General features: G+C 46.2%; 19 protein-coding genes and 6 pseudogenes. 14 read left to right on the forward strand and 11 right to left on the reverse strand.

The window, feature by feature from the left end; all coding sequences use genetic code 11:
• Positions 1-104: 104 nt before the first annotated feature.
• From BQ5809_RS08115 to BQ5809_RS08130, 4 genes and pseudogenes are all read left to right on the forward strand, one after another.
• On the forward strand, positions 105-779 hold the full coding sequence (locus BQ5809_RS08115; RefSeq protein ID WP_081353484.1) for a DUF4376 domain-containing protein: 675 nt from the start codon (positions 105-107) through the stop codon (positions 777-779).
• A 27-nt stretch (positions 780-806) separates the two neighbouring features.
• On the forward strand, positions 807-1,265 hold the full coding sequence (locus BQ5809_RS08120) for a hypothetical protein (RefSeq protein ID WP_003786184.1): 459 nt from the start codon (positions 807-809) through the stop codon (positions 1,263-1,265).
• A 345-nt stretch (positions 1,266-1,610) separates the two neighbouring features.
• Positions 1,611-2,386, forward strand: a pseudogene (locus tag BQ5809_RS11310) (DNA adenine methylase).
• Between the two features lie 263 nt (positions 2,387-2,649).
• A pseudogene (locus tag BQ5809_RS08130) lies at positions 2,650-3,285 on the forward strand (KpsF/GutQ family sugar-phosphate isomerase); the annotation flags it as partial.
• A gap of 79 nt (positions 3,286-3,364) precedes the next feature.
• Here the strand turns inward: BQ5809_RS08130 and BQ5809_RS08135 are convergent.
• Positions 3,365-4,978, reverse strand: coding sequence for a phosphoethanolamine transferase (locus BQ5809_RS08135; RefSeq protein ID WP_032827646.1), 1,614 nt, complete (start codon positions 4,976-4,978; stop codon positions 3,365-3,367).
• Between the two features lie 237 nt (positions 4,979-5,215).
• Positions 5,216-5,845 (reverse strand): annotated as a pseudogene (locus BQ5809_RS08140) (IS1 family transposase).
• Between the two features lie 83 nt (positions 5,846-5,928).
• Between BQ5809_RS08140 and BQ5809_RS08145 the strand changes: the two are divergent.
• Positions 5,929-6,282, forward strand: a pseudogene (locus tag BQ5809_RS08145) (transposase); the annotation flags it as partial.
• 340 nt (positions 6,283-6,622) lie between these two features.
• Here BQ5809_RS08145 and BQ5809_RS10515 read toward each other — a convergent pair.
• From BQ5809_RS10515 to BQ5809_RS08175, 9 genes and pseudogenes are all read right to left on the reverse strand, one after another.
• Positions 6,623-6,862: pseudogene (locus BQ5809_RS10515) on the reverse strand (DUF1330 domain-containing protein); the annotation flags it as partial.
• 156 nt (positions 6,863-7,018) lie between these two features.
• On the reverse strand, positions 7,019-8,932 hold the full coding sequence (thrS, locus tag BQ5809_RS08150) for a threonine--tRNA ligase (protein ID WP_003786176.1): 1,914 nt from the start codon (positions 8,930-8,932) through the stop codon (positions 7,019-7,021).
• 179 nt (positions 8,933-9,111) lie between these two features.
• Positions 9,112-9,282: an anti-sigma factor family protein gene (locus BQ5809_RS10520; RefSeq protein ID WP_003786175.1), complete on the reverse strand. Its 171-nt coding sequence runs from the start codon at positions 9,280-9,282 to the stop codon at positions 9,112-9,114.
• Positions 9,279-9,869, reverse strand: coding sequence for a sigma-70 family RNA polymerase sigma factor (locus BQ5809_RS08155; RefSeq protein WP_003786174.1), 591 nt, complete (start codon positions 9,867-9,869; stop codon positions 9,279-9,281). The genes BQ5809_RS10520 and BQ5809_RS08155 overlap by 4 nt, the downstream gene beginning before the upstream one ends.
• 112 nt (positions 9,870-9,981) lie before the next feature.
• On the reverse strand, positions 9,982-10,155 hold the full coding sequence (locus BQ5809_RS11155) for a hypothetical protein (RefSeq protein ID WP_003786173.1): 174 nt from the start codon (positions 10,153-10,155) through the stop codon (positions 9,982-9,984).
• A gap of 237 nt (positions 10,156-10,392) precedes the next feature.
• Entirely contained in the window at positions 10,393-11,844 is a 1,452-nt protein-coding gene (locus BQ5809_RS08160; RefSeq protein WP_032827644.1) for a sodium:proton antiporter, read from the reverse strand.
• Positions 11,845-11,966: 122 nt separating this feature from the next.
• The gene (locus BQ5809_RS08165) at positions 11,967-12,812 is read right to left on the reverse strand and encodes a PHP domain-containing protein (RefSeq protein WP_003786171.1); all 846 of its coding nucleotides are present in this window, start codon (positions 12,810-12,812) and stop codon (positions 11,967-11,969) included.
• Between the two features lie 162 nt (positions 12,813-12,974).
• Entirely contained in the window at positions 12,975-14,315 is a 1,341-nt protein-coding gene (locus BQ5809_RS08170) for a DUF3482 domain-containing protein (RefSeq protein WP_003786170.1), read from the reverse strand.
• A 105-nt stretch (positions 14,316-14,420) separates the two neighbouring features.
• A complete protein-coding gene (locus BQ5809_RS08175) occupies positions 14,421-14,903 on the reverse strand; it encodes an Lrp/AsnC family transcriptional regulator (RefSeq protein WP_003786169.1) in 483 nt (160 codons plus the stop codon).
• A gap of 181 nt (positions 14,904-15,084) precedes the next feature.
• On the opposite strand from BQ5809_RS08175, the gene BQ5809_RS08180 reads away from it, so the two are divergent.
• From BQ5809_RS08180 to tatC, 9 genes and pseudogenes are all read left to right on the forward strand, one after another.
• Positions 15,085-16,269 (forward strand): PilT/PilU family type 4a pilus ATPase, encoded by a 1,185-nt coding sequence (locus BQ5809_RS08180; protein ID WP_003786168.1) that lies wholly within the window; start codon positions 15,085-15,087, stop codon positions 16,267-16,269.
• Positions 16,270-16,351: 82 nt separating this feature from the next.
• The gene (locus tag BQ5809_RS08185; RefSeq protein WP_003786167.1) at positions 16,352-17,107 is read left to right on the forward strand and encodes a sulfite exporter TauE/SafE family protein; all 756 of its coding nucleotides are present in this window, start codon (positions 16,352-16,354) and stop codon (positions 17,105-17,107) included.
• A 10-nt stretch (positions 17,108-17,117) separates the two neighbouring features.
• On the forward strand, positions 17,118-17,648 hold the full coding sequence (locus tag BQ5809_RS08190) for a CreA family protein (RefSeq protein ID WP_003786166.1): 531 nt from the start codon (positions 17,118-17,120) through the stop codon (positions 17,646-17,648).
• Between the two features lie 9 nt (positions 17,649-17,657).
• Positions 17,658-17,994 (forward strand): annotated as a pseudogene (gene hisI / locus BQ5809_RS08195) (phosphoribosyl-AMP cyclohydrolase).
• 87 nt (positions 17,995-18,081) lie between these two features.
• Complete coding sequence (locus tag BQ5809_RS08200; RefSeq protein WP_003786164.1) at positions 18,082-18,402, forward strand: phosphoribosyl-ATP diphosphatase; 321 nt, start codon at positions 18,082-18,084, stop codon at positions 18,400-18,402.
• An 81-nt stretch (positions 18,403-18,483) separates the two neighbouring features.
• Positions 18,484-18,804 carry a histidine triad nucleotide-binding protein gene (locus tag BQ5809_RS08205; protein WP_003786163.1) on the forward strand — a complete coding sequence of 107 codons (321 nt, stop codon included), beginning with the start codon at positions 18,484-18,486 and terminating at the stop codon, positions 18,802-18,804.
• 51 nt (positions 18,805-18,855) lie between these two features.
• Positions 18,856-19,059: a Sec-independent protein translocase subunit TatA gene (gene tatA, locus BQ5809_RS08210; RefSeq protein ID WP_003786162.1), complete on the forward strand. Its 204-nt coding sequence runs from the start codon at positions 18,856-18,858 to the stop codon at positions 19,057-19,059.
• A 1-nt stretch (position 19,060) separates the two neighbouring features.
• Positions 19,061-19,567: a Sec-independent protein translocase protein TatB gene (gene tatB / locus BQ5809_RS08215; RefSeq protein ID WP_003786160.1), complete on the forward strand. Its 507-nt coding sequence runs from the start codon at positions 19,061-19,063 to the stop codon at positions 19,565-19,567.
• Complete coding sequence (gene tatC, locus BQ5809_RS08220) at positions 19,564-20,328, forward strand: twin-arginine translocase subunit TatC (protein WP_003786159.1); 765 nt, start codon at positions 19,564-19,566, stop codon at positions 20,326-20,328. The genes tatB and tatC overlap by 4 nt, the downstream gene beginning before the upstream one ends.
• Positions 20,329-20,362: the final 34 nt, after the last annotated feature.

Raw genomic sequence — 20,362 nt, forward strand, 5'->3', positions numbered from 1 at the left:
CTTTGCGTAATCACAATTTCACAGCCTATGTACGAGAAATGTACACAGGTGCAGAGGCTGGCGGAGTGCGCTGGTTTGCAATCGGTTTTTAAAGGAGATAATCGATGAGTATTTATTTTGATTACGGTGTACAAACATTTTTTGACGACACCATTCACAGCACCATTCCTGACGGTGCGGTGCTTATCACAACAGAGCAGCATCAACATTTACTGTCCGCCATTAATCGTGGCGCAAAAGTTGGACGCGATTTAACCATTTATGAAAAACCGTCCGCCAATCATATTTGGCAGCCCGACACAGAAACATGGCAAATCAACGCCCAACGCCAAGCCGAGCAGCACGCACAAAACCAAGCCACCGCGTGGGACAACATCAAACAAATGCGCTACCACAACACCCATTCAGGCGTATTTGTGCCGTCCGTGGGCAAATGGTTTCATACCGACGATGCCAGCCGTATTCAATACGTCGCCCTGCAAACCATGCCACAAATGCCAAGCAGCCTGCAATGGAAAACCATGGACAACCATTTTGTCCCCATGAACAAAGCCTTGTTGAGCGAAATTCTCGGCGCAATGATGCTGCACGAAACCGCCGATTTTGCCAATGCCGAACAACACCGAGCCGCCATGCTAGCAAGCGATAATCCGCTGGATTACGACTTTTCGGGCGGCTGGCAGGAAATTTATAGTGGATTCAATTCAACAGGACAAGGCGACAACGCCCGTCGTGTACGCGTGGTACATAAGGGCGTTGGTAACGCTGTACTAGGTTGAAGTGAATTCACTATACAAGGAGAGCGTATGATTTACCTAGCTTTATACAAAGGACACCGCAACGGACATTGGTACGCACCGCGCGTTGCTTTGGCGCGATTGTCCGACTGGCTAATCCGCCAAGTAACACACGGAAAATACAGCCATTGCGAAATCGCCATTGCCAAAGAAAATGGCGTATATAGCTGCTATTCCAGTTCAATCCGAGACGGCGGTGTGCGCTTCAAAGTCATGCCCTTGCCGCCTGACAAGTGGGATTTAATCCGCGTGGATTTGCCTGAGCAGCGCGTACATGAGTTTTACGCTCAAACCAAAGGTGCGAAGTACGATTGGGCTGGCTGTTTGGGGATTGCCTTACCTGCCTTGCGCCAAAACGTGAAAAAATGGTTTTACAGCAAATGGTGTGCAGCGGTGTTAGATTTAAAGCAGCCTGCGCGGTTTAGTCCGAATGGTTTGGCGAAACAGCTTTCAGGCAGCCTGAAATAGCAAAAACCCTGTCTGAAACACAGACAAGGTAGACAAAACAAAAACGGCTGCGTGGCGGTGTAGCGAGCACCGTTCCCACGCCAGCATCAGCAGACGAAGCCTGCGTCAGCCTTTTTGACCGTACTCTCGCGAGAGTGGTCAGAATTTTATCACTCTGACACAAGGAACTGCAAAAAATGAAATTACGTTGCAAAAATCAAAGTTGTAATAAATTATTGGCAATCGGCTATGGCAATGTGCAAATCAAATGTCCGCGCTGTAAGCAAATTAGCCAATTCCAAACACGACGATAACATCGTATTTTGAGTACCACGAGTACCTAATTCATCATAAATAAGGATTCGTATGACTCAAAAATCGCTACCGATTATCCCGTGGATGGGTGGCAAACGCCGTCTTGCCAAACGTTTGTTACCCTTGTTTCCCGAGCATTCTTGTTATGTGGAGCTGTTTGCAGGCGGTGCAGCGTTGTTCTTTATGCGTGAGCAAGCCGCCAAAACCGAAGTGTTGAATGACATCAACGGGCAACTGGTCAATCTCTACCGCGTGGTGCAACATCATTTTGATGAATTTGTCCGTCAATTTGATTACACTTTGACAAGCCGTGAAGTGTTTACACGCCTGCACGCTACGCCGCCCGAATTACTGACTGATATTCAACGTGCAGCACGGTTCTTTTATATTTGCAGTGCAATACCTTTGGTGGCAAAACAACGGGTCAAACATTTGGTACAGCGACGACAGAAAAAGCATGGAATGCAACGCAAATCGCCGAAAAATTGCAGGCTGCACGACAACGGCTAGGTGGGGTATTCATTGAAAACGAACCGTGGCAACGTTGTGTCAAACGCTACGACCGACCGCATACATTCTTTTATGCCGACCCACCGTACTGGCAAGTCACAGGTTACGAGCGTGTATTTGATTGGACGGAATACGAACAGCTTGCTCAAACGATGCGAACCATGCAAGGTAAGATGATGTTGAGTATTAATGACCACCCCGATATTCGCGCATTGTTTGCCGAGTTTAATATTACAGAATTGCAGCTAGCTTATTCTGTGGGGCGCAAAGCAGAAAGCCGCATACAGCGTGGTGAGTTGGTTATTTGTAACTACTGATTTCAAGCAGCCTGCAACAACAAAAGCGACTGAAACGTCGCTGTTGTTATGTTTGATGCTATAAATTCAAATCCAAACGTTTATGGTATCAAAGTTGCAGCGGTTTTATAGGTAATAGCCAGCGATGAGATTGCTCAATTTGCACAGTTGTAAAAAATCCTGCTTGTAATAAGCAGGATTTGAAACTTTGTTGCACGGTAGGAAATAAATAGTAAGTGGGTTTATCTTGCAAAATGTGGGGAGAATTTCGCGCGTGGCATCAGCTGAAACGCAAAAATACCACGCTGATTTGTATCACGTCTAAACCGCAGTCAAGCATGGCAAAGCACGCGGATATTCACATTCAGGCTGCGGTTTCGCAAGAGGCGTGTCCGCTTGGTCTGGCGCCAACTTCTAGCACCACGGCGGTTTTGGCGTTGGGCGACGCGTTGGCGATTGTGTTGTTGAAAGCGCGTCAGTTCACATCGGAAGATTTTGCGTTGAACCATCCAGCGGGCAGTTTGGGCAGACGTTTGCTGCTGACGGTGGGCAATTTAATGCACTCTGACAGCGAGTTGCCTGCGGTTGAAGAACACACTTTGCTGAAAACAGCAATTGTGAAAATGAGCGAAAAAGGTTTGGGTATGCTGGCGATTGTAGATGCTTCAGGCTGCCTGAAAGGGATTTTGACGGACGGGGATTTGCGCCGCTTGTTTGAAAAGCGCGACACGTTTGCTGGTTTAACGGTGAACGATGTGATGCACGTTTCGCCGCATTCTATTACGCCTGAGAAACTGGCAAGCGAAGCGGTGAAATTCATGCAAGATAAACGTGTGAGCGGTTTGCTGGTGTGTGATGAAGCTGGGAAATTGGTGGGTGCGTTGAATATGCACGATTTGTTAAAAGCACGTGTGGTTTGATGGTTTTCAGGCTGCTTTTATATGAAATGCAGCCTGAAACAAAACGCAGCCTGAAAATGGTTTTTCAGGCTGTGTTTTTTTATAGATTTTCCCAATAAGGAAACTTAGCATTACTTGGAAACTGATAATTATCTGCCCACCAAGGCACAAACGCGGTGTTAGTTTTATCTTGTAACCCAATCATAAAGCGCAAATTATCATCTAACTGAGTGGCATCGATGGCTTTATCTTGGTTTGCACCTTTGGGTAACGCAAGTTGGTTGTGCCACAACACTACAGGTATGCGATAACCTGCTTGCGTGGTTGGGCTGTGTCCTGCAAAGTCTTTCACGTGTCCCACTTCATTGCCGTGGTCGGACAGGAAAATCAAGCCGCGTGATTCAGCTTTGTCTTGCTTGAGCATCGTGAAAATGTTGTTGAACACCCAATCTTGATAAGCGACGCTGTTGTCGTATTCATCGCGCAGATTTTTTGTCCACGAGCTGGCGTTGATTTGCGCCAATTGCGCTTGAACGGGCTGTTCTTGCGCGTTGTCTTGGGTGGGGAATAGTTTAAATTTGTCGGTGTATCGCGCGGAATAATTGGGGTGTGAACCAATCAAATGCACCACAATCAGTTTCTTCGGTGCGTTATCTGCCAACGCGTTTTTCACCAAGGGGAACAGTTCTTCATCTTTGGCAAAACTGCTGCGCCCTGAACGTTTGTTGTTGTAAATCGCTTGGTCGGTAAACGCGCCAAATAGGGAGGCGATGTAGCTGTCGTCTTGGTTGCTTAGCCAAAAGGTTTTGAAACCTGCGGATTTTGCGTCTGCGAGAATGCTTTTGGTTGGTACGTATTCAGGTTGCGCGGCTGGCACATCGGTTAAGATGGATTTCACTGCGCCTAATGTGGACGGATAACCTGAATAGGCATTGCAGAAAATCGTCAGTTCGTTTTGTACGGCGAACATATTGGGGTTGGTGTGGCGTGGGTAGCCGCAAGAATGTAAATTGTAGCTGGTTAAACTTTCGGAAATAATCAGGATAATAGTTTGTTTTTCTTGAAAGTTTGGTAGCTTGCTGATGTTTGGTTGAGCGTATTGCGTCCAGTTGTGCTGCCAGTTTTTGTGTTCAACCAGTTGGGCTTTGAACTGCTGGATAGATTTGACGTAGTTGCGCCAAAAAATGGGGGGCGACACGGCGCGAATGGGTTTGATTGCCCATGCGGTTACGCACAGCAAACCGATGATAATCGGCAAAATCCATGTGCTTTTTTGGTTTTTTTGGACAAGTGGGCAGTCGCGGTTGTAGATTTTGGTGAACAGGAAATAGCTCAGCATGCCCAAGCCAACAAATATGGCACTGGCGACACCTAAATAGGGCAAGCTGTGCGTGAAATATTCTGTGGCTTCGTTGAGCGATGTGTTGGCGATGGATTGAACGATGAAATAGGCGTTGATTTTGCTGTTATACAGCAGCCATGTAGCGGACAAAGTCATGCTGTGAAGCAGGAATAGGGCGTACCACAAGATTGCCAGCACGAGATAAATTTTGCTGCGTTTTTTGTGGAATAGGGCGATGAATGCGTTGCCCAGCAAAGAGAGAAAGCCGATTTTTAAACCGTCTGTTACGTCACCTGAATAGGCAAGTAAACCGCCGATGATGATGGACGGTAAGAGCAAGATAAGATAGTTGATGAAATATTTTTTGTTCATTTGAGTAAATCCTTTGTTTTTCAGGCTGCATTTTTGATAAATGATAGAAAATTTTGCTTGGTAGGGACAAGGTTTACCCCATAGGTATCTACACAAGTTTTGCAATGGAGCGTCGGCGGCTCGCCGACACATTTTAGCGTACAGAAAATGTTTATTTACAAGCTACATCAGTAAGCAATAATACCAATTTTCCAAAATTTAACTATTTGGTGGTGTCCTGAAAAGTGTGCTGTAAAACTAAACAATGCCAAAGTGAATATCAAAGAAAGCTAAATAAAAAACTTTCTTGTGATAAAACATACTGTTAGAAAAGCAACACGTTTTTCTAAACGCTCGCCTTACTTTGTGCCGTAAACGACAATTATTACCCTCAATGCCAACTGTGTGTTGCTTACCAACTAGATGTCATTCTTCATTTGAAAAGACATTTAAAAATGCAGCCCAGTCATCGGTCGCAATTCTGTCATAGGTTACACGCAACTCTTTCAAACGCCGTTTGAGTGCTCGCGCTGTTGCTAAATCGCGCTTACCCCAAACGTAAGCGACAATTTCGCCACTTTCTCTGTGATAGGCATAGACTAGCCACACTTTATTAGACTTGTTACCGACAAATGTCCAAAACTCGTCTATTTCAAGTGTAGGGTAATGTTTTTGTTTAGGAAATGGCTCAAACTCATGGCGTTTTAAAGCAGCCTGAACTTTGTCTTTGCTGTAACCCGTAATTGCTGCAATATCGCGAATACCACAACCTCTAACGGTCATTCTCCAAACCTGCTCATCAGCTTTGGAATGACAACCCTTATAGGTAAGGTTATGGTCGCCAATAAAATTACGACAACAATCTTTTCTAAAAGTATGTTTTATCACAAGAAAGTTTTTGATTTAGCTTTCTTTGATATTCACTTTGGCATTGTTTAGTTTTACAGCACACTTTTCAGGACACCACCACCGAATTTATGATTACAGCTGGTAATGTAAATGATATTGTTGTTACGCCTGATTTATTGGCACAATTGGACTTAAGTGATAATGAAACCGTGTGTGCTGATAGGGGTTTTGACAGTAATACTTTTCGTCGGTTAATTCATTCTAAACAAAGTAAAGCCAATATTCCATATAAGAAAAATAGAGAACATCTTAATGTGGACACAGATTGGTATTTATATAAAATCAGGCACTTGGTAGAAAATGCTTTTGCACGATTAAAGCATTTTCGTGCGCTGGCAACACGGTACGATAAATTAAAACGTAATTATGAAAGTACCGTGTCATTAGCTTGTGCTTTGATTTGGTTGAAATTATAGCTAAAATGTCATTAGCCCCTAGCCATTTTTCTTTATATTTTGTCCTTGGCAGCGAGGACAAATTAGAGTTATTTCTGTTTTCACACACCCAAATATACTCTGTTCTCGCTGCTTTTTTATTGCTTATTTTTTACAGCACACTTTTCAGGACACCACCAATTTAGATTAGGACAAGGCGACAACGACCGCCGTGTACATCTAGTAGTACATAAGGGAGTTGGCAACGCTGTACTAATCTAAATTTAATTCACTATATTAAGTGCAGGCTGCTTTTGAATCAAATACAAAAGGACAAGGATAGCAATCCCTGCCCTATTCTCAATTTAATCAGCCAAAGTTATCACACAGCGAAATTTGCACCGTTTACCAACACAGCGCGTCCCATTGTCGCATTGATACGCATATTGCGCACTTGGCTGTATTCTGGGCTGTTGTACCATGCTTTTGCCGATTGCATATCGGGGAAACGCAACACGACAGAACCATCAATGTCTGCACCTTCCAATGCTTCGTTTTCGCCGTTGAATACGATGATTTCGCCGTTGTGTGGGGCTAATGTAGGTGCGGCTACTTCTAAATATTGGTTGTAGGCGTTTTAGTCTAACATTTTGTCGCGGATAAAAATAACGTATGTGGACATGGTTTGCTTTCTTTTTATTGGTTAATGAAAGGGAGATTACAAACGGATTTCAGGCAGCCTGAAAACCAACTTTCAGGCTGCCTGAATTTTTAAAAATTAAACTTCAACCGCTTGTTTCAATTCATCTTGCAACATCGCGATAAACTCATCAACGCTCACACTACCCAAATTATCCGCTTTTTTACGAATAGATACTTGACCGTTTTCCATTTCCTTATCGCCAACGGTTAATTGATAGGGGTAACGCATTTCGCTGTTGCTGCGGATTTTGTAGCCGATTTTTTCATTGCGAATATCCAAATCCACACGGAAACCAGCAGCCTGCAATTTCGCTTGCACTTCTTTCGCGTAATCCGCTTGTTTTTCGGTGATGTTCATCACCACCATTTGCACAGGCGCAAGCCACAATGGGAATGAGCCTGCATGTTCTTCAATCAAAATGCCGATAAAGCGTTCCAGCGAACCCAAAATGGCGCGGTGCAACATCACAGGACGTTTTTTCGTGTTGTCTTCGGCAACGTATTCCGCTTCCAAGCGTTCAGGCAGCACAAAATCCAGCTGAATCGTGCCGCATTGCCATGAACGTCCCAATGCGTCTTTGATGTGGTATTCCACTTTTGGTCCGTAGAACGCGCCTTCACCAGGTAATTCTTCCCATTCCACGCCACAAGCAGTTAAGGCATCACGCAAACCTTGTTCGGCTTTGTCCCAAATTTCTTCGCTGCCAGCGCGTTTTTCAGGGCGCAACGACAATTTAATGCTGACATTTTTGAAACCAAATTGTTGGTAAATTTTCATCACTAACAAATTGAATGCTTTGGTTTCTTCGGCGATTTGGTCTTCGGTACAGAAAATATGCGCGTCATCTTGCACAAAACCGCGTACACGCATTAAACCGTGCAATGCACCGCTTGGCTCGTTGCGGTGGCATGAACCAAATTCCGCCAAACGCATCGGCAAATCGCGGTATGAACGCAAACCGTGATTGAAAATTTGAACGTGTCCAGGGCAGTTCATGGGTTTCACGGCGTATTCGCGTTTTTCTGATGATGTCAGGAACATATTGTCTTTGTAGTTCGCCCAGTGCCCTGATTTTTCCCAGAAAGTTTTGTCCATGACTTGTGGCGTTTTCACTTCTTGGTAGCCCGCTTCGGTCAATTCGCGGCGCATGTGTTGCTCAATCACTTGCCACAATGCCCAGCCACGTGGGTGCCAGAACACCATACCTGGGGCTTCGTCTTGCAAGTGGAACAAATCTAATTGTTTGCCTAATTTGCGGTGGTCGCGTTTTTCGGCTTCTTCAATGCGAGTAATGTAGGCTTTCAGTTCGTCTTTGTTTGCCCAAGCTGTGCCGTAAATGCGTTGTAATTGTTCGTTATTGCTGTCGCCGCGCCAGTACGCACCTGACATTTTGGTCAATTTAAAATGTTTCAAAAAGCGCGTGTTTGGAACGTGTGGACCGCGACACATATCCACGTATTCTTGGTGGAAATACATGCCCATGGCTTGAATGCTGTCGTCCATGTCGTCAATCAGGCGCAATTTGTATTCTTCGCCGCGACTTTTAAAAATTTCTACGACTTCGGCGCGTGGGGTCATTTTTTTGATGACATCGTAATCTTGATTGATAAGCTGTTTCATGCGCTCTTCAATCGCTGCCATGTCTTCGGGCGTGAACGGTTTTTCAGGCAAAATATCGTAATAAAAGCCTTCTTCAATCACAGGACCGATAACCATTTTGGCAGTCGGGAATAATTGCTTAACCGCGTGTCCCACCAAGTGGGCGCATGAGTGGCGGATAATTTCCACGCCTTCTTGGTCTTTTGGCGTGATGATTTGAACGGTTGAATCTTGAGTGATTGGGTCGCAAGCGTCCACGAGTGCGCCGTTTACTTTGCCTGCTACGGTGGCTTTTGCCAAACCTGCGCCAATGCTTTCGGCGATTTGGGCAACGGTTACGGGCGATTCATATTGACGGACGCTGCCGTCTGGTAGGGTGATGTTTAACATTTTTTTGTCTTTCGTTTGTGGAATTTAAAGTGCAGGCTGCTTTTTGTGCGGATTATTGGGTTACAACCCAAACGACAAAAAAGCAGCCTGCACAAATGATTGAAAATTTTTCGGACGTGAAATTATAGAGAAAACAAGGGGCGTATTCAAGAAATAAGGTTTTCAGGCAGCCTGAAAATTCAAAACAGCTTTTTAATTGCTTTTTCAATCACATCAATCTGTTGTTTATACGCGCGACAATGCGGACACACCAGCAAATGTGTTTGCAAGAACAATTTTTCTTTTGCTTCCAACGGCAATTTATCGTGTTGTTTGGAAATGAGCGCGGTGGCTTTGCGACATTTTTTCATACTAATTCCTTGTGGTTAAACCATTTGATTTGTAAACATTGGCGCAATCCTTCACGAGCGCGGTGCATGGTAGTGTGAAAATTGGCGCGTGTGATGTGGCATTGCTGGATAATTTCGTTGCTTTCCAAGCCGAGAATTTCGGACATCATAAACACGCGCGAAATATGTTCAGGCAGCCCATACAGGCAAATTTGCAAGATGTCGTAAAATTCTTTTGTGTTGAGGCTTTGTTCGGGGTTTTGCCATATGCTTGGGCTGTCTTCGCGCTGCCAATGTCCATCTTCGGCAAAGAAATTTTCAAACCAATCGTCCATAGGTTCTTCTGCTGCTGGCGCGACAAAAACGGCATTTTGCGAAGATTGCTGCCTGAAATGGTCAATCAATTTATTTTTCAAAATGCTAATCAACCAACTGGTTAATTGCGCCTCGCCACGAAAATCATTGGCGGATTTGTAGGCAGAAAGCAGCGTTTCTTGCACCAAATCTTCGGCGAAATCGCTTTGGTTGGGTAAGTGAATACTGGCAAAACGCAATAAATTTTTGCGAATAGTGGCTAATTCACTGGTGGAAATGTGGGTTAAATTCATAAGGGCTTTCCCAATAATTTTTCAGGCTGCCTGAAAAAAAACAAAAACTACATTTAGTTTACGCCAAATGTAGTTTTTGTTTTCAGATAAATAATTAAATAACTCAATCCATTTACATTGATTTATTCATCATGGATTTATCCATCATCATGCTGTTATCCATCGATTTATTCATCATGGGTTTATTCATCATATCGCCAGATTGCATATCCATTGATTGACCTTTATTCGCGCAAGCAGCCAAAGACAATACGCCTACCAAAACCAAAATTGCAGATGTTTTCATTGTAAAATTCCTTCAAATTTAAATGTAAAAAATGTTTTCAATCGGAAACAAATCGCGTTCATACATGGCAACTTATACTGTACGTTTTCTGTTTCTTACCCATTAGACGTATGGGCGCGGAAAATCTGACAGAAAAATAAAATATTTTTTACAACAAATTGATTTTGTATGTTTTTTAAATAAAAATGCAGGCTGCTTTTAAACTATAAAAAGCAGCCTGCACTTTGTTGTGCGCGTTTAGAAAATCTCAAACACAAAGAAAATCAAAGTATGCAAAATAAACAACGGCACTAATATGCCAAACGACCAAGCCATATAGCCAAAGAAGCTCGGCATTGCCACTTTGCGTTGTTCGGCAATGGCTTTAACCATAAAGTTTGGCGCATTACCAATATAGCTCAACGCGCCCATGAACACCGAACCCATAGACACAGCAAGCAAGGTGTGGAACAAGTCGCCACGCATCAATTCGTATGGGTCGCCGCCTGCCATGTTGAAAAACACCAAATAAGTGGGCGCGTTGTCCAAAAAGGCAGAAAGCAAACCTGTCATCCAAAAATACATGGTGTTAATGGGCTGTCCTGCGCTGTCGTGTACCAAAGCAATCAAGCCTGCAAACGCGCCTTTTTCGCCTGCTTGCAAAATGGTCAAAACAGGGGAAATGGTAATAAAAATACCCAAGAATAATTTGCCTACTTCGGCGATTGGGTCCCAGTTAAACTCGTTGCCTGCGCGAACTTGTTTGGGTGTGATATACAGCGACACGCCTGCCAATACCAACAAAATCACATCGCGTACCGCATTCTGCAGCGCGTATTGCGTACCCAAAATATTGAAGCCTTCGTGCGCTGGCTTCCAAATGCCCGACATCAACACTGTGCCAATCACACCACCCAGAAGCAAGAAGTTCCATTTGCCAAACAATTTGATACCGTCGCTGCTAAATGATGCTTGATTGGCGGTGTCGGGCGTGGGGTCGTGCGACAAGATTTCATCGGCTTGTTTATAGTAATGGCTGTCCAACAGATAAAACACAAACAGCAAAACGGCAGATGAAATCAACACGGGCATAAACATATGTTCCACCGTCCACATAAAATCTACGCCTTTTAAGAAGCCCAAGAATAGCGGTGGGTCGCCCAACGGTGTTAAACCGCCACCAATGTTGGCAACCAAAAAGATGAAAAACACGACAACGTGTACTTTGTGTTTGCGGTTGTCGTTGGCTTTGAGCAAGGGGCGAATCAACAACATTGCCGCGCCCGTTGTTCCCATAATCGATGCGAGCAGCGTGCCAATCGCCAAAATGCCTGTATTGAGCTTTGCCGAGCCGTGCAAATTGCCCCAAACTAAAATGCCGCCCGATATGGTGTACAACGCCAGCAGTAGCAAAATAAACGGTATGTATTCGCCGACCATGGCGTGTGCGATTAAGTGAATGCTTTCGCTCGCGCCAAACTCAATCGTAAACGGAATTAAAAAGAGTGCTGTCCAAGCAGCGGTGATTTTGCCAAAGTGATGATGCCAAATGTGCGAAAAAAACAGCGGTCCTGTGGCAATGGACAACAAAATCAGGGCAAACGGTATGCCCCATAATAAACTGAGTTCTGCGCCATTTAGACTGGCAGCCTGCACCCATGTTGGCGAGATAAGTAAAGAAAACAAAGCGACTTTGGCTTTTTGATGCATTAAAATTTTCCTTTCTATGCAAATAGTTACAATAGCACACAGTCTTAAACTGCCTGCACAATAGCCTGTATTGTAAAAGAAAATGGGGTTTAGGGCGAACAAAAAGTGCAGGCTGCTTTGAATTAAATAATTGAATGATTGCGAAATCGCGTCCAAATCGCATCACAAATGGGCGGCAATTCGGGGCAAGCACCCAACGTGCCACCACTGTAATCATTGGCGCGATGAAAGTCGCTGCCGACACTGGATAACAAGCCGTAGCGTTCTGCCAACATCGCGTAATTTAAGCGGTCGCCCAACGAACAACCACCGCTGTGGACTTCTATGCCCACACCGCCCAGTTGCTTGAATTCTTCAAATAATTGTCGCCGTGCGGTTGCCGACATATCGTAGCGCATGGGGTGGGCGATGACTGCCAAACCGCCTGCTTGATTGATGGCTTGTACCGTTTCTGCCAAGTCTGCCCATTGATGGCGCACAAAACCACATTTGCCGTCGCCCAAATATTTGGTGAACGCGGCTTGCTTGTTGCGTACTAAACCTTGCTGCACCAGCCAGTCTGCCATGTGGGTGCGCGACACCATTTCGCGGTTGGTTGCCAATGCCAATGCGCCTTCTGCTGCGCCTGCAATGCCGTGTTTAGCCAGTTTTGCACCGATTTGTTCGATGCGGTCTATGCGTCCCAAGCGCAATCGAGCCAACAAAGTTTGCAGGCTGCTTTCGTGTTCATCAAAATCCAAGCCAACAATATGCACGCCACGTCCGCGCCAAGTAACCGAAATCTCCACGCCATTGATGAAGCGAATACCGTGTTGCTGGGCGGTGGCACGAGCGATGGCTAAACCGCCTGTATGGTCGTGGTCGGTCAAAGCCAGCATGGTGCAGCCATTTTGTGCCGCTAACGCAACGACTTCATCAGGCGGCAATGCGCCATCGGATACGGTGGAATGGCAATGTAAATCTATCATGTTGATGTCTTCTTATTGTGAAAATTTTGAATATTCAGTCATTGCATTCCCTCTCCTGTGGAAGAGGGTTAAGGAGAGGGCAAAAATCTGCGTATTGCAGCGAAACCCTCTCCCGCAGGAGAGGGAGTAGATTTGCGGTTATCGTGTGGTGTTACGACTGCGCTATTTTTTGTCATTAGCCAAGCTCGCCAACAGTTGTCGTGCTGCCAAATCGCGGTCTAGCGAATAATCGTCTGCATCGGCATTCAAGCGCGACCATTTGGGGTGCGACCGTGCTTTTTTCAGCACATCGGGCAGCGCATTGGCTTGCCATGGTGCGGACGATGAATGCAGCGCAATCGGCGCGGTGGCTGCGTGTCCGCGTGTTTGCAGCGCATTGAGTAAATCCAAATTTCGCGCTGCCAAAACAGTCAGCATCGCTTCATCAACATACAAAGTCTCGATGCCATTGAATTTGTCTAACATCGCTTGCCAGTTGCCCGCCAAACCGCCCAACACGCCGCCAATGGTCGCGCCCATGCCCAACGAAGTCCCCAAAGTCAAAGCGTCTATGCCCAGCCCCAACAATGCGCCTGCTGCTGCCCCTTTGCTGGCGCGTATGCCGTATTGTTTGAGCAATTCTGGGTCAAATGGGTCTTGACGAAAGGCTTGCAACATTTGCTCGTTTTGTTGTTCCACGTCGCTGTAATAAAAACGATACAGCGCAAATAATTGTTGTTGCAGGCTGCTTTCGTGGGCGCGAATAGCAGCCTGCATTTCGTTTAGCACGACTGTGGTTTGCGTTTTGTCGCTGACTTGGCGCACACAGGCGGCTACGTCCAGCAAAAATTTTGCCCACTCGTCTCGCGCTTGTTCGTTTAGGCGTTGCCATTCAGCGCGGCGAAAATCTGCTAACTGCGCCAACACTTTGGGCTGTTGCAACATGGTCGCCAAGTTGTCCCACAATTTCATTTCGCCATCAAAATCAAACGCAACCGTGTCAAAACGGCTCACAACGTGCAGGCTGCGTTTTGCCAACATCGCTTGCCAATCGCTCAAATCCTGACCGTGCGTAAAATTGAACACAGGCATCATCGGCTTGGCGCACCACGACAAAATCGTCAGTTCGTCTTTGTATTTGGGCAACACGGCTTCACGCGCATCGGCAACATACAAAGCCGCATCGCTGCCGAGCAACTGGCGCAACACTTTGGCTTCTTGCGAAAATTCGTTTTGCGCTACATCGCTGTGTAAAAAAGCGTGCAAGCGTTCGATGCCGTCTTGTTGATGCGATGTGTGCGCTTCCAACCAATCTAACACGCCGCCTGCGTCTTCCAAGCCTGGGGTATCGTATAGCTGCACCCACACGGTTTCGCCATCGCCAATCGCCGCTTGGGCAACGTGTCGCGTGGTCGCCGCCGCGTTTTTGACTTCGCCAAACTGGCTATCGCGCAACAAAGTTCGCATTAAAGAAGTTTTGCCTGTGTTGGTGTGTCCAACCACTGCCAAAGAAAGGGGATTCATAGCGTTGCTTATGTTTAACCAAAAACGCGATTTTAGCGCAAAAAAGCAGCCTGCACTTTTTGTTGATTGAAAGTGCAGGCTGCTTTGTTGATTATCCGCCCTATCCTATTCCAAATGCACCAACGGCAACGCAGTCGTATTTTTGATTTCTTTTAACACAAAGCTAGATTTAGCATCTTGAACATAAGTGTGCGACAACAACACGTTAAGCACAAAATTGGAAAACGCTTGCATATCGGTAAAAAAAGCGTGCAGCAAGTAATCGGCATCGCCCGTCAAGGCAAAGCAACCCAGCACTTCGTTCCAACTTTGCACGGCTTGTTCAAAGTCTTGTCGTGCTTCGGGCGATTTATTGGTGCTGACGTGTATCATCACTTGCAGCCCCAAGTGCAAGGCGTTGGGTGACAACAAAGCGACGTAGCGTTGGATAATGCCCATGTCTTCCAAATGCTTCAATCGGCGCAAACACGGCGACGGCGACAAGGCAACGCGCTCCGATAATTCCACATTGCTCAATCGTCCATTTTCTTGCAAAACGTGCAGGATTTTTAAATCAATTTTGTCTAATTCAATCGTATTTTGTAGCATGGTTTTTTCCTTTGTGCAGGCTGCTTTTGAATTTTAAATGATATTATATACCTTATCTTAATTTAACCATAATCTACACCAAAGCCAACAAAACAACACCGCATCTTTACAGTCGCGACAAATCCGATATAAATCGTTAAAATAGCATCTTATCCAAACACACTCAAACTAGGAACATTGTATGCAAGTTATCATTCCACCCATCAACGAAGAAATGCGTAAATTTATCCATGGCTTGCTCACGCACATGGTCAATAACAAAGGCTCGGATTTATTTATCACGGCTGGCTATCCACCTGCGATGAAATTGGACGGCAAATTAACCAAAATCACCGACAAGCCTTTAACCGCCGACCACGCCATGCAAATTGCGCGTTCGATTATGGACGACAAGCAAGCCGAAGAATTTTTAACCACCAACGAATGCAATTTTGCGATTAGCTTGCCAGGCGTGTCGCGCTTTCGTATCAACGCCATGGTGCAACGTGGTGCAGCAGCTTTGGTTTGCCGTGTGATTACCAGCGACATTCCCAAATTCGACAACATGAACTTACCGCCTGTGTTAAAACAAGTCGTGATGGAAAAACGTGGTTTGGTGATTTTTGTCGGCGGTACAGGTTCGGGTAAATCCACATCGTTGGCGGCGATGATTGATTACCGCAACGAAAACAGCTACGGTCATATCATCACGATTGAAGACCCGATTGAATTTGTTCACCCACACAAAAACTGCATCATCACGCAACGCGAAGTGGGTGTGGACACCGAAAACTGGTTCGCCGCGCTCAAAAACACACTGCGCCAAGCACCCGATGTGATTTTGATTGGTGAGATTCGTGACCGCGAAACGATGGACTACGCACTTGCCTTTGCCGAAACAGGGCACTTGTGTATGGCAACACTGCACGCGAATAACTCCAACCAGGCCCTTGACCGCATTATTAACTTCTTCCCCGAAGAACGCCGTACCCAGTTGCTGAACGACTTGTCGCTCAACTTAAAAGGCTTTATTTCGCAACGCCTTGTCCCCAAAAAACAAGGCAAAGGACGTGTGGCTGCGGTAGAAATCCTGCTCAATTCGCCGTTGATTTCCGAATTGGTGTTGCATGGCGACATTCATGCGGTAAAAGAAATCATGGCAAAATCGCGCGACATTGGTATGCAAACGTTCGACCAATCGCTGTTTGATTTGTATGAAGCCGATTTGATTTCGTATGACGATGCCTTGCGTAATGCTGACTCGGTAAACGATTTGCGCCTGCAAATTCAGTTAAACAGCAAGAAAAACACAACAGCTGGTTCGGGCGGCGTATTGGACGGCTTGTCTTTGACCGATTACGCACCGCCAGAAGCAGAAGAAAAATAAACCATTTATTTTGTATAACAAAAAGTGCAGGCTGCTTTTTAAATAACGCGAAAAGCAGCCTGCACTTCCCGAAAGCCCACACATGGAACTACAACTCTGGCATTACGCCGCCATTGCCGTCCTTGGCACCATCGCAGGTGTGATTAACATCATGGCAGGCGGCGGCAGCAACCTGATTTTGCCTGTGCTGATGATGTTTGGCATACCGCCCGACATCGCCAACGGCAGCAACCGCATCGGCGTGTTTATTCAAACCATTACAGGTATTCGCGGTTTTGCCAAAGCAGGCAAAATTCCACCACGCAGCGATTGGCAAAAAGTCGTCATTCCCACCTTGCTCGGCGGTGTGGTTGGCTCAATTTTGGCATCGGTGTTGCCCAACTGGTTACTCAAACCCTTGTTATTGTTGAGTATGCTGTTTGTCGCAGGTTTGGTGCTGTTCAAAGCCGATTTGTTCAATGTAAAACCCGATGCTGCGCCCAAACTGATGTCGCCCCTAGCATGGGCAACACTGTTTGTGATTGGTATTTATGGCGGCTTTGTACAAGCTGGTGTGGGACTGCTGATGCTGCCTGTGTTTGCAGGCATGTTGGGCTACGATATGATTCGCAGCAACGCACTCAAATTGGTCTGCACCTTTGGTTTTACCACCGCCGCCGTTACCGTGTTTTTGCTGCAAGGACAAGTGTGGTGGAGTGTTGGCTTGACATTGGCCGCCAGCAATTCGTTGGGCGCAATCTTGGGCGTGAAACTCGCGCTTAAAGTACCTGCCACTACGATGCGCTGGGTCATTTTTATGATGACTTTGGTTGCTGTGTCATTGGCGTTTTATAAATAAGGACAAATTCATGAAAAAATGCTTACTCATAGTCGCGGTTGGCTTATTAGCAGCCTGCAACAACCAAACCGACAAAATCGGCGAAGAAAGCACCGTGTTCAACCTGCTCGGCAAAAACGACCGCATTGAAATTGAAGCCTTTGACGACCCTGATGTACAAGGCGTGTCATGCTTCTTGTCGTATGCCAAAAAAGGCGGCTTGCGCGAAACGGTAAACATGGAAGAAGATGCGTCCGATGCCAGCGTATCGTGTGTACAAACTGCGCCTGTGGTTGCCTTTAACGCACAAGTGGTCAGCAAACCGCGTCAAGTGTTCAAACGCAGTGCCAGCTTCGCTTTCAAGAGCTTGCAAATCATGCGCTACTACGATGCCAAACGCCATGCTTTTGCCTACATGGTGTACAGCGACAAAATCATTCAAGGCTCGCCCAAAAATTCGTTGAGTGCGTTTTCGTGCCACAGCACAGTTGCCGCACAAAGCAGCCTGCAACCCAATCAACAACAAGTGGGCGGCTGCATCATTACCACATCTCAACAATAGGAAAACACCATGAATACTTTGCTCAACGCCGTCAAATGGGACAAAGACGGCTTGGTTTGCGCCATTGCCCAAGACGCGAAAACCCAGCGCGTGTTAATGGTTGCCTACATGAACGCCGAAGCCTTGCAGCAAACCGCGCAAACAGGTTTCGCCCACTATTACAGCCGTTCGCGCCAAAAACAATGGCAAAAAGGCGAAGAATCGGGTCATGTACAAAAAGTGCTGGAATTGCGTTTGGATTGCGATGGCGATCGCCGTGATTATGCAGATTGAACAAGTGGGCGGCATTTCCTGCCACACAGGGCGCGAAAGCTGTTTTTATCGCGTGTGGGAAAACGGCGAATGAGCGATTAAAGACGCGGTTATCAAAGACGAAATCGCCATTTATGGCAAAGCGCACGAGTAAATAAAATATTGATGAAAAGGAAATGTTATGTCCACCATTTTAACCCAAATCCAAGCGATTATTGAACAACGCAAATCCGCCAGCCCCGATGAATCTTACACCGCCCAGCTCTTGCACAAAGGCGAAGACAAAATCCTGAAAAAAGTGATTGAAGAAGCAGGCGAAGTCTTAATGGCAAGCAAAGACGGCGATGCCCAGCATTTGGTCTATGAAGTGGCAGATTTGTGGTTTCACACGATGATTTTGTTGGCGCACCATCAATTGAGCGCAGACGATGTGTTGCAAGAATTGGCGCGCCGACAAGGTTTGTCGGGTTTGGCAGAAAAAGCCGCGCGTCCCAAAGAATAAGTTAAGCTAAATCAAACCAAACACGTTAAATTAGGTTAAAATGCAGCCTGCATTTTTACGCTACTCTATAAGGAACGCATCATGAGCGATTGCATTTTCTGCAAAATTGCCGACAAACAAATCCCAGCCAGCGTGGTTTATGAAAACGAACAAATGCTGTGCTTCAAAGACATCAACCCTGCCGCACCTGTGCATTTATTGTTGATTCCAAAAGTGCATTTTGATTCGCTGGCACACGCGCAAGTGGAACACGAAACTTTGTTGGGCAAAATGATGTTGCGCGTGCCGCAAATTGCCGCCAACGCTGGCTTAACCAACGGTTTTAAAACGCAAATCAACACAGGAAAAGGCGGTGGACAGGAAGTGTTCCACTTGCATATTCATATTTTAGGCACGCCCTAATGTGCAGGCTGCTTTTTAAGTTTTTTTATTGATTTTTGAAAGGATAACATCATGGGTTTAACTTCTATTTGGCACTGGATTATTGTGTTGGTGATTGTCGTATTGGTATTCGGTACGAAAAAATTACGCAATGTGGGCAAAGATTTAGGTAGCGCGGTTCACGATTTCAAAGAAGGCTTGGACAAAGGCAGCGAGCCTGAATCGGCAAAGAAAAAAGACGATGTGATTGAACACCAAAACGATAAACAGTCGTGATATGTTTGATTTTAGCTTTACCGAAATGCTGCTGGCAGGCGTGGTTGCCCTGATTGTGTTAGGGCCCGAACGCTTGCCCAAAGTGGCGCGTTTTGCAGGCGAATGGGTTGGCAAAATTCAGCGCATGGCTTCGGGCATGAAAAACGAATTATCGGCACACGCCGAATATGCCGAGCTGTCCAAAATCAAGCAGGAAGTGGAACAAACCGCGCAAGAAATCCGCCAAGATTTGCAGCAAGCATCGCAACAAGTGCAGCAGGAATCCAGCGAAATTGCCAAGAAAATTCAAGATTCTGTGCCTGCGTGGGAGCGTTTGCCCGAACAAAAAACGCCTGCCGATTTTGGCGTAGACGATTTGGGGCAACCTTTGACACAAAGCAGCCTGCACACTTCGTCTTTTGCAATGGGAACGGTACAGGTCAAAACACTGCGTAAACAAGCGATGGCGCGTAAACGCGATATGCGCCCACGCCACCGCCCTGCCCCTAAATTAAGGAGTCGCCGATGAGTGAAGAATTATTGCCAGATGGCGGCGCAGCGCAACCGTTGATGGAGCATTTGCTGGAATTGCGTCGGCGTTTGGTTTGGGCGATTTCGGGCATTGGCGTGTGCTTTATTGCCGCTGTGCCGTTTGCCCAAGAATTGTATGCCTTTGTCGCGCAGCCGTTGATGAGTGTGTTGCCACAAAACACCAGCATGATTGCGACCGATGTGGTTGCGCCGTTTTTTGTGCCACTTAAAGTCGCGCTGATGGTGGCGTTTTTGGTGTCGTTGCCCAACACGCTGTATCAAATTTGGGCGTTTGTTGCACCTGCTTTGTATCAAAACGAAAAGCGGCTGATTGTGCCGTTGATTTTGTCTAGCATGACTTTGTTTGCGCTGGGCATGGCGTTTTGCTATTGGTTTGTGTTCCCCATCGTGTTCAAATTTTTTGCAGGGGCAACACCGCTGGGCGTGAGCATGGCAACCGATATTGGCAATTATTTGTCGTTTGTACTGGGCATGTTTGTCGCGTTTGGCATGACGTTTGAAATCCCTGTGGCGGTGGTTTTGCTGTATCGCATGGGCGTGATTTCGTTTGCACAATTAACCGCAGCACGTCCGTATTTGATTGTCGCCGCGTTCGTGATTGCCGCCGTGGTTACGCCCCCCGATGTGTTGAGCCAAGTGATGTTGGCAATACCGATGATTTTGCTGTATGAAGTGGGATTGTTGGTTTGTCGCATGATTAAGCCACGCGAAAAAACCGAAAACGAAGCGGAAGAATAAAAAAGCAGCCTGCATTTTTTTGCAGGCTGCTTTA

Source organism: Kingella kingae ATCC 23330, from assembly GCF_900111845.1.
Classification (GTDB): domain Bacteria; phylum Pseudomonadota; class Gammaproteobacteria; order Burkholderiales; family Neisseriaceae; genus Kingella; species Kingella kingae.

Excerpts from the sequence above, each read along its gene's own strand:
- BQ5809_RS08190 (WP_003786166.1), top strand. The coding sequence starts at position 17,118 with ATGAAAAAATGCTTACTCATAGTCGCGGTTGGCTTATTAGCAGCCTGC.
- BQ5809_RS08115 (WP_081353484.1), top strand. The coding sequence starts at position 105 with ATGAGTATTTATTTTGATTACGGTGTACAAACATTTTTTGACGACACC.
- BQ5809_RS08200 (WP_003786164.1), top strand. The coding sequence starts at position 18,082 with ATGTCCACCATTTTAACCCAAATCCAAGCGATTATTGAACAACGCAAA.
- BQ5809_RS08120 (WP_003786184.1), top strand. The coding sequence starts at position 807 with ATGATTTACCTAGCTTTATACAAAGGACACCGCAACGGACATTGGTAC.
- BQ5809_RS08160 (WP_032827644.1), bottom strand. The coding sequence starts at position 11,844 with ATGCATCAAAAAGCCAAAGTCGCTTTGTTTTCTTTACTTATCTCGCCA.
- tatB (WP_003786160.1), top strand. The coding sequence starts at position 19,061 with ATGTTTGATTTTAGCTTTACCGAAATGCTGCTGGCAGGCGTGGTTGCC.
- BQ5809_RS08155 (WP_003786174.1), bottom strand. The coding sequence starts at position 9,869 with ATGAATTTAACCCACATTTCCACCAGTGAATTAGCCACTATTCGCAAA.
- BQ5809_RS08175 (WP_003786169.1), bottom strand. The coding sequence starts at position 14,903 with ATGCTACAAAATACGATTGAATTAGACAAAATTGATTTAAAAATCCTG.
- BQ5809_RS11155 (WP_003786173.1), bottom strand. The coding sequence starts at position 10,155 with ATGAAAACATCTGCAATTTTGGTTTTGGTAGGCGTATTGTCTTTGGCT.
- BQ5809_RS08135 (WP_032827646.1), bottom strand. The coding sequence starts at position 4,978 with ATGAACAAAAAATATTTCATCAACTATCTTATCTTGCTCTTACCGTCC.
- BQ5809_RS08205 (WP_003786163.1), top strand. The coding sequence starts at position 18,484 with ATGAGCGATTGCATTTTCTGCAAAATTGCCGACAAACAAATCCCAGCC.
- BQ5809_RS08165 (WP_003786171.1), bottom strand. The coding sequence starts at position 12,812 with ATGATAGATTTACATTGCCATTCCACCGTATCCGATGGCGCATTGCCG.
- BQ5809_RS08180 (WP_003786168.1), top strand. The coding sequence starts at position 15,085 with ATGCAAGTTATCATTCCACCCATCAACGAAGAAATGCGTAAATTTATC.
- BQ5809_RS08185 (WP_003786167.1), top strand. The coding sequence starts at position 16,352 with ATGGAACTACAACTCTGGCATTACGCCGCCATTGCCGTCCTTGGCACC.
- BQ5809_RS10520 (WP_003786175.1), bottom strand. The coding sequence starts at position 9,282 with ATGAAAAAATGTCGCAAAGCCACCGCGCTCATTTCCAAACAACACGAT.
- tatA (WP_003786162.1), top strand. The coding sequence starts at position 18,856 with ATGGGTTTAACTTCTATTTGGCACTGGATTATTGTGTTGGTGATTGTC.
- BQ5809_RS08170 (WP_003786170.1), bottom strand. The coding sequence starts at position 14,315 with ATGAATCCCCTTTCTTTGGCAGTGGTTGGACACACCAACACAGGCAAA.
- thrS (WP_003786176.1), bottom strand. The coding sequence starts at position 8,932 with ATGTTAAACATCACCCTACCAGACGGCAGCGTCCGTCAATATGAATCG.
- tatC (WP_003786159.1), top strand. The coding sequence starts at position 19,564 with ATGAGTGAAGAATTATTGCCAGATGGCGGCGCAGCGCAACCGTTGATG.